Genomic DNA, 8471 nt, shown 5'->3' on the forward strand with positions numbered 1-8471 from the left:
GCGGTGACGCCGAGTCATCCTCGTGAGACTCTCGGACAACCCCGGAAAGTGATACGGAGCCGGCAACAGGACTCGAACCTGCGACCCTCTGTTTACAAGACAGATGCTCTACCAACTGAGCTATGCCGGCCTGAGCCGACGCCGACTGGCGTGTGGCTCCATTCCCACTATATCGAGCGCGATTTGCGCCACAGCGACCGCCCACATCCCCCTGTCGGCTCCTGCTTTCGTGCCAGTCCGCAATTACCGTGGACTGAAGTCGCGTTCCCACAACGTGGACTGAAGTCACGTTCCCACAACAATGTGGCATACGCCACGGCCCGCAAAGTGCAACGACCGACGTCGCGCGGCCGATGCTTTCCGGGGAGTTTTTTCCAAGGAGGAGGTGCAGATGAAACTGAAGCCGCGCGCTCGTGCGGCCGCACCCAAGCGCCGTCACGCGTGGCAAATCCTGGAAGCACCAGCCGACGAACAATCATCGGAGAAGCGCGCACAACGGCAACAGCGGGACCGCCGCGTCCGCCAGCGCGCCTGGCACATCCTGGAGCCACCGACGGGCGAGCTACCCGCGGTGGAGCCGTTCCAAGACACGGCCATCGGGCCCGAGCTACCCGACGAATCAACCGTTCACTTGGTTCTGGACCTCGTCACGCGCATCGGTGAGGTCCAGATGGCCAGCGGCGCGGGCGCATCCGACGTGACCGCGACAATCTTGGCGCTGACTCGCGCACTTGGTCTACCGCACTGTGAGGTGGACGTCATCTTTACGTCCATCACCGTCAGCTGCCTTCGAGGAAGCGAACTGCCACCGGTGACCACACTGCGGGTCGTCCGCTCACGCAGCATCGACTACACCCGGCTGTCCGAGACGGAACATCTCGTACAGCAACTGCTCCGAAACCAGATCAGCGCCACCGACGCCTACACCGAACTGCACCGGATCACCGACGCGAGGCACCCCTACCCGCGCTGGGTCTCGACCCTGGCCTGGGGCGGCATGGCCGCCTTCATCACCCTGCTGCTCGGCGGTACGGGGTGGATTCCCTTCATCTCTTTCGTGATCAGTGCGGTCGTGGACCGGTTGGGAAGGCTGCTGAACAAATACGCGCTTCCGTTCTTCTTCCAACAGGTCGCGGGCGGGTTCGTGGCCACCCTGTCGGCCATCACCATCGTGAACCTCGACTTCTTCGATCTGGAGAGACCGACACTCGTCGTCTCCGCGGCCCTGACGGTGTTGCTGTCGGGGTTGTCCACCGTCTCCGCGGTGCAGGACGCCATCACCGGCTACTACGTCACGGCGGCGGGACGAATGCTCGAAATCGTGTTCATGAGTGCGGGGCTGATCACCGGCGTCGGTGCCGCCATCAGCATGGCCACCCAGTTCGGCGTCACGCGGGCCCCGGACCCGACGGTGCCCACTCCCGGGGTGAGCGAGCTGCACGTCATGACACTCGCGGGAATCGGGGCGGCGGCGTGCTTTGCGTTGGCTTCCTACTCGAAGATCCGGTCGCTGCTGGTCGCCGCGGCGGCGGGCGCGGTGGGTGCCGCCGCGTACGGGGCGCTCAACATCCTCGGCTACAACCCGATCATCGGTGCTTTCGTCGCCACCACACTGGTCGGGCTCGGCGGAGGTGTACTGGCCCGTCGGTTGAAGGTGACCCCTCTGGTCGTCGCTGTTTCGGGCATCACTCCGCTGCTGCCCGGGTTCGCCACCTATCGGGGAATGGCCGAGCTGGTCGGGGACGGCAGTATCACCACGTTGATGTCGGCCGCCGCGATCGGCCTGGCACTGGCAGCGGGCGTGGTGTTCGGGGAGTTCCTCGCCCAACCGGTGCGGACGGGTCTGGGCAGGCTCGAACGCAAGCTCGCCGGCCCCCGCATGGCCGGGCCGCTGAACGCTGGCCGCCGCCTCGAATAGGCCTTACCGCGCTAATGTCTAGGTATGCCTTCCTCGGAGCACGCGCCCCTGCCCCGGTCGAACGCGAAAGCCGAGTTCGTGGTCGTTGCCAACCGTTTGCCGGTCGACCTCGAACGATCAGCCGACGGCACCCAGCGCTGGACACAGAGCCCCGGCGGGCTCGTGTCCGCGCTGGAGCCGTTTCTGCGTTCCCGTAAGGGAGCCTGGGTCGGCTGGCCGGGTGTCCCCGACGTCGAGGTCGAGGAATTCAGCGACGACGGGCTCGTCCTGCATCCCGTGTCGCTGACCTCCGACGACGTGCGCGAATACTACGAGGGCTTCTCCAACGCCACGTTGTGGCCGCTGTACCACGACGTGGTGGCGCGGCCGGTGTTCGACCGTGGCTGGTGGGACAGCTATGTGCGCGTCAACCGGAGGTTCGCCGAGGCCAGTGCCGCCGTGGCGCGCGAAGGCGCCACCGTGTGGGTGCAGGACTATCAACTTCAGCTGGTTCCGTCGATGCTGCGGGAGTTGCGTCCCGACCTGCGCATCGGTTTCTTCCTGCACATCCCGTTCCCGCCGGTGGAGCTGTTCATGCAGCTACCGTGGCGGGCCGAGATCGTGCGGGGGCTGATCGGGGCCGACCTGGTGGGTTTCCACCGACCCGGCGGCGCACAGAACTTCCTGTGGCTGGCCCGGCAGCTGATCGGTCTCGAACCCAGTCGCGGCTCGGTGGGGGTGCGTTCCAGGCCCGGCATGGTGCAGGTCGGCGACCGCACCGTGCGCGTGGGCGCGTTTCCCATCTCGATCGACGCGGCCGGCCTGGATTCGCTCGCGCGCAGCAAACCCGTGCAGGAACGCGCCGCCCAGGTGCGCCGCGAACTGGGCGACCCCAAGACGGTCCTGCTCGGCGTCGACCGCCTCGACTACACCAAGGGCATCGACCTGCGTCTTCAGGCGTTCCACGAGCTGTTGCAGGAAGGCCGGGTGCAGCCCGAGGACGTCACGTTCATCCAGCTCGCGACTCCGAGCCGGGAACGCGTCGAGCACTATCAGGAGATGCGTAGCGAGATCGAACAGATGGTCGGCCGCATCAACGGCGAGTTCGGTCGAGTCGGACACCCCGCGGTGCACTACCTGCACCAGTCGGTGAACCGCTCGGAGCTCGCCGCGTTCTTCTCCGCCGCCGACGTCATGGTGGTGACCCCGCTGCGCGACGGCATGAACCTCGTGTGCAAGGAGTACGTGGCGTGCCGACACGATCTTGGTGGCGCTCTCGTGCTCTCCGAGTTCGCAGGGGCCGCAGCCGAGCTGAGCAGCGCTTTCCTCGTCAATCCTCATGACTTGGACGGGGTGAAGAACGCACTCGAACAGGCTATTACGCTCGACCCTGCGGAAGGCCGGCGTAGGATGCGCGCCCTGCGTCGTCAAGTCCTGACGCACGACGTTGACAGGTGGGCGCGCTCGTTCCTCGAAGCCCTCGGGACCGAAGTGACCACCTGACTCCCCCTCCCCCATACCGCTTGCTCTACTCCTTAAGGAGGAGTGTTGACCGCCGAGGCCCTGCCTGCTGAGCTGCGGCGTGCGATCGTTCAGATCGCCAGGACGCCGCGCCTGCTGGTCGCCTGTGACTACGACGGGACGCTGGCTCCCATCACCACGAACCCTGACCAGGCCAGACCCCGCCCGGAGTCGGTAGGCGCTCTGCGGTCTCTGGCTTCGCTGCACGAGACCACGTGCTCGGTGATCTCCGGCCGGGCGTTGCGTGACCTGGCGATCCTGTCCCGCCTGCCCGCGGAGATCCACCTGGTCGGTAGCCACGGCTCGGAGTTCGACATCGGCTTCGTCCACGCCCTCGACCCCGAGGCCCGCGAACTGCACCGGAGGCTGGAAGCCGAGCTGGCACGCATCATCGGCGGGGTCCCCGGGGCCTCGTTGGAGGTGAAACCGGCGAGTGTGGCCGTGCACGTGCGTCGCGCGGACCGGGACGCCGCAGCCAGGATCGTGGCCGCCGTGCACGAGGGCCCGTCCACTTGGGAGGGCGTGACCACCACGGACGGCAAGGAAGTCGTCGAACTCGCTGTGGTGAGCACCGACAAGGGGAGCGCACTCGACACCCTGCGCCACCAGGTGGGCGCGACCGCCGCCGTGTTCGTGGGCGACGACGTGACCGACGAGAAGGCGTTCGCGCGGCTGCAGGGCCCCGACCTCTCCGTGAAGGTCGGTGAAGGGGACACCCTGGCGCAGTACCGGGTCGATGACACCGAGGACGTCGCCACGGTGCTCGCGTTCCTGTTGGAGGAACGGCGCAACTGGTTGTACGGCGAGCAGTCTCCGCCGATCGAACGCCTGTCGATGCTCGCCAACGAACGGTCGGTCGCGCTGCTCACGCCGGACGCGAAGCTGACCTGGCTGTGCCACCCCGGCCCCGACGCGCCGGCTGTGTTCGCCGACCTGCTCGGCGGGGAGAGCGCGGGCCACTTCTCCATCAAGCCGCACCGCAACGGGCTGCCGCTGGGCCAGCGCTACCTGCCCAACACGATGACGGTGGAGACGCGGTGGTCCCGGCTGCTCGTCACCGACTACCTGGAGCCCGAGAGCCCGCCGCACCGCACCGATCTCGTGCGCATCATCAGCGGTGAGGCCGCCGCATCCGTCGTGTTCGCGCCGAGGCCCGAGTTCGGTGGTGTGCCCGTGCGGCTGCTGCCCGAGGAGGACGGCCTGCGCGTGCTCGGCACATCCGAGCCGTTCGTGCTGCGGTCCCCCGACGTGCAGTGGGAGATCACCAACGACGGCCTGCACGACACCGCTCGCGCCCTGGTGCAACCCGAACCCGGTAAGCCCGTGGTGTTGGAACTGCGCTGCGGCACCACCGACCTGAGCCCGCACGAGCTGCCCGAGATCGACCGTAGGGCGAGGGCGGGCCGGTACTGGAGCGACTGGGCGACCACGCTGAAGCTCCCGCAGATCGAGCCCGACCTCGTCGCCAGGTCCGCGTTGACGCTTCGTGGCCTGACCGACGCCGACACCGGTGGTGTGTTGGCGGCGGCCACCACGTCCCTGCCCGAGGAGATCGGCGGGGTGCGCAACTGGGACTACCGCTATTGCTGGGTCCGCGACGGCGCCATGACCGTGCGCGAGCTGGTGGCGTTGGGTTCGTTGGAGGAGGCCGAAGGCTTCCTGCGCTGGTTGCACGGCGTGCTGTCCACGCTCGCGGGCCCCGAGCGGCTGCACCCGCTGTACACGCTCGCCGGCACGCAGATCGGCGCGGAAGCCGTGATCGACTCGCTGCCGGGCTACAAGGGTTCGCGGCCCGTGCGGGTCGGCAACCTCGCCAACCACCAGGTGCAGCTCGACGTGTTCGGCCCCGTCGTCGAACTCGTGGTGTCGCTCGCCGAAGCCAGGGGTGAGCTTCGGGACGAGGACTGGCAGCTGGTGCGGGCCATGGCCGAGGCCGTCACCCGGCGTTGGTCCGAACCCGACCACGGCATCTGGGAAGAACGGCACGTGCCGCGCCACCGCGTGTACTCGCGGGTGATGTGCTGGGTGACCATCGACAGGGCCATCAAGCTCGCCGAGGTCTACGGCCGCCCGATCCCGAACGGCTGGGCGGAACTGCGCGACCAGATCGCCGCCGACGTGCTGGAGAACGGCTGGAACGAGGACGTGCAGGCGTTCACCACCGCCTACGACGGCACCGACCTCGACGCCGCTTCGCTGTTCGTGGGCCTGTCGGGACTGCTGGACCCGCAGGACGAGCGGTTCCAGTCGACGGTGACCGCCATCGAGGCGGAGCTGCGTAGTGGTTCCACGGTGTACCGGTACCGGCGGGACGACGGCCTTCCGGGCAACGAGGGCGGCTTCCACCTGTGCGCGGCGTGGATGATCGAGGCGTACCTGCTCACCGGGAGGCGCACCGAGGCCCAGGAGCTGTTCGACCAGCTCGTGGACGCGGCCGGGCCGACCGGGCTGTTGCCGGAGCAGTACGACCCGGTGGCCGAGCGTTCCCTGGGCAACCACCCTCAGGCGTACTCCCACATCGGCCTGATCCGCTGCGCCCGTCTGTTGTCCGAGCTGTAGTAGCCGTACCGAGGCCGGTGTCGACGAGCCCTTTTTCGTCGGCACCGGCCTCGATCTGTGTCCGGGTTTTCAGATCGGGACGTATTCGACCGCGTGCAACGCGCTGGCGAGGTCGGAGACCTCCAGCGTTTTGATGCCCTCGGGCAGGGGCCCCGGATCCGGCGGCACGAGGGCGTGGGTGAACCCCATCCGCTCCGCCTCGGCCAACCGTCTGCCCACACCGGTGACCCTGCGTACCTCGCCGGCCAGCCCGACTTCGCCGATCGCGACGAGCCTCGGTGACAGGGCCCTGTCCCGCATCCCCGACCACACCGCCAAGGCGACGGCGAGGTCCACTGCGGGTTCGGTGACCTTCATGCCGCCCACGGTCGCCGTGTAGACGTCCTTGCCCCCGAGCGGACTGCCGGTACGTTTCTCCAACACCGCCAGCACCATGCTGACGCGTGCGGAGTCCAGCCCGCTCACCGCTCGCCTGGGCTGGGCGAGACTGGATTCGGTCACCAAGGCCTGGACTTCGCCGAGCAGTGGCCGTTTGCCCTCCACGGTGACCGTGATGGCCGTTCCGGGCACGGCCTCGGCATGTCGGTTGAGGAACAGCCCGGAAGGGTCGGGTACGCCGACGATGCCGTCGTCGCGTAGTTCGAAGCACCCGATCTCGTCGGCCGCGCCGAATCGGTTCTTCACGCCGCGCACCATCCGCAGCGTGGAATGCTTGTCGCCCTCGAAATGCAGAACGACGTCCACGAGGTGCTCCAGCACCCTCGGCCCGGCGACGGACCCTTCCTTGGTGACGTGCCCGACGAGCACGATGGGAAGCCCGCGCTCCTTCGCCAGCGCGACGAGTCCCGCGGCCACCGCCCTCACCTGGGTCACGCCCCCGGGCGCACCTTCGGCCTGCGGCGAGGACATGGTCTGAACCGAGTCGACGATCAGCAATCCCGGTTCGACGTTGTCGACGTGGCCCAGTACCGCCGACAGGTCACTTTCGGAGGCGAGGAACATCCGGTCGTGGACGTTGCCGGTGCGCTCGGCGCGCAGTCGAACCTGCCCGGCCGATTCCTCACCGGTCACATACAGCGCACTTGCACCGCTGTTCGCCGCCCACTGGTAGGCGACCTCCAGCAGCAACGTCGATTTGCCGACTCCGGGTTCTCCCGCGAGTAAGACGACGACTCCCGGAACGAGCCCACCGCCGAGCACCCGATCGAGCTCCGAGACTCCGGTCGCGCGAGCTCGGGAGGTCTCGATGTCGACGTCGGCGATGGGCCGAGCCGGCGAGCTGGGAGCACCGGCCGCGACCCTGGCGATGGGGGCGCGGGCGTCACCACGCTCCTCGAACGTCCCCCACGCCTGGCATTCCGGACAGCGGCCGAGCCACTTGGCGACCTCGTAGCCGCATTCCGAGCAGCGGTAGCTGGAGCCCTTCTTGACCACGTTCCGACGCTAACGCCACCCACCGACAATCGGCCGGAGGGCTCAGTTACCGCCGCCGGCTCCCTCGGCAGGACTCGCCGGGTTGGTCCTCGGCTCCTCGGGCACCGCCACGGGCATGTCGAAGGTCACCGAGCCCGCCTCCCGGAACGTCAGTGTGATCTCGATCATCTGCCCGGGGATGAGCTGCTCGGTCAGCCCTTCGAGGGTGAGCTGCCCGTGGTTGGGGTTCCCCGTGCCCTCCTTCTCAGGACTCAGCACAAGCATGCGCTGAGCCGGCACGACGCGGGAGCCTCCGATGGTGACGTTCTGCGCGGCATCGGTCTCCGCGGAGACGAGCTCGTCGTCCTGGCCGCCCTCGTTGATCAGCCAGATGACGGCTTCGGCGTCGCTGTTCTGGGGGTAGACACCGGCACCACCGGCGCCACCGGAATCACCGGAAGCGTTGCCCTCGGGGTAGGCGAGCTCGGCATTCTGGATCGCGATTTCCCCGACTTCCGTCGAGGCGCCGTTGATAGCCGCCACCTGCGTGTCCGTCTGCGTGATCTGGCCCGCCGCGCAGCCCGCGACGAGCAACGCGGAGCCGACGGCCGCCACGGCCGAGCCCACCATGCGACGTTTCACTCTGGAGTCCCTCCTACTCAGGGCTGCCCTGACGGTGAGACTATCCCGGGTAGCGACTCGTGACGTCACCCGGTGCCCCGCCCGTGTGGCGCAGCTTTCACCCGCCGACGAGATCAACTACCCGAATGGTGTCCACAATGGATTACCGAAATGGGCGGGAATGCCCCCGTCGTCACCTGCGTGAGTACGCGAATCGCACACTTGTCAACCCCCTCTACACCTTCGATCAGCCCATTGACCTGCGAAGACGAGCTCGGGTCACTGGTTCGGGACCGAAACCGCGTGCTAAGATGGACATAGCGAAAGGGGCAGAGGACACATGGTTTTCAAGGTCGGAGAGACCGTCGTCTACCCGCACCACGGTGCCGCACTCATCGAAGCGATCGAAACACGCGTGATCAAAGGCGAGGAGAAGCAGTACCTCGTCCTGAAGGTCGCG

At 67.6% G+C, this 8471-nt stretch carries 6 protein-coding genes and 1 tRNA gene; 4 read left to right on the forward strand and 3 right to left on the reverse strand.

Annotation, left to right across the window (positions count from 1 at the left end):
- Positions 1 to 57 precede the first annotated feature (57 nt).
- Positions 58 to 130 (reverse strand) — tRNA-Thr (locus tag M7H19_RS12400).
- 261 nt (positions 131 to 391) lie between these two features.
- Between M7H19_RS12400 and M7H19_RS12405 the strand changes: the two genes are divergently transcribed.
- The 3 genes from M7H19_RS12405 to otsB are packed head-to-tail and all read left to right on the forward strand — an operon-like array spanning position 392 to position 5977.
- Positions 392 to 1918: a threonine/serine exporter family protein gene (locus M7H19_RS12405; protein ID WP_298180937.1), complete on the forward strand. Its 1527-nt coding sequence runs from the start codon at positions 392 to 394 to the stop codon at positions 1916 to 1918.
- Positions 1919 to 1942: 24 nt separating this feature from the next.
- Positions 1943 to 3400: a trehalose-6-phosphate synthase gene (locus M7H19_RS12410; RefSeq protein ID WP_298180938.1), complete on the forward strand. Its 1458-nt coding sequence runs from the start codon at positions 1943 to 1945 to the stop codon at positions 3398 to 3400.
- A gap of 45 nt (positions 3401 to 3445) precedes the next feature.
- Positions 3446 to 5977 (forward strand): trehalose-phosphatase, encoded by a 2532-nt coding sequence (gene otsB / locus M7H19_RS12415; protein WP_298180939.1) that lies wholly within the window; start codon positions 3446 to 3448, stop codon positions 5975 to 5977.
- A gap of 69 nt (positions 5978 to 6046) precedes the next feature.
- Here otsB and radA read toward each other — a convergent pair whose 3' ends face one another.
- Together radA and M7H19_RS12425 are read right to left on the reverse strand one after the other, a co-directional pair.
- Complete coding sequence (gene radA / locus M7H19_RS12420) at positions 6047 to 7411, reverse strand: DNA repair protein RadA (RefSeq protein WP_298180940.1); 1365 nt, start codon at positions 7409 to 7411, stop codon at positions 6047 to 6049.
- Positions 7412 to 7453: 42 nt separating this feature from the next.
- Positions 7454 to 8032 carry a copper chaperone PCu(A)C gene (locus M7H19_RS12425; RefSeq protein WP_298180941.1) on the reverse strand — a complete coding sequence of 193 codons (579 nt, stop codon included), beginning with the start codon at positions 8030 to 8032 and terminating at the stop codon, positions 7454 to 7456.
- A 319-nt stretch (positions 8033 to 8351) separates the two neighbouring features.
- Here M7H19_RS12425 and M7H19_RS12430 point away from each other — a divergent pair.
- Positions 8352 to 8471 (forward strand): CarD family transcriptional regulator (locus M7H19_RS12430; protein WP_277068912.1); only part of this gene is annotated, 120 nt, incomplete at its 3' end.

This window comes from Saccharomonospora sp. (assembly GCF_027317685.1).
Classification (GTDB): Bacteria; Actinomycetota; Actinomycetes; order Mycobacteriales; family Pseudonocardiaceae; genus Saccharomonospora.

Bases quoted from the DNA above. Each gene is read 5' to 3' on its own strand.
- M7H19_RS12405 (WP_298180937.1), top strand. From the start codon at position 392: ATGAAACTGAAGCCGCGCGCTCGTGCGGCCGCACCCAAGCGCCGTCAC.
- M7H19_RS12410 (WP_298180938.1), top strand. From the start codon at position 1,943: ATGCCTTCCTCGGAGCACGCGCCCCTGCCCCGGTCGAACGCGAAAGCC.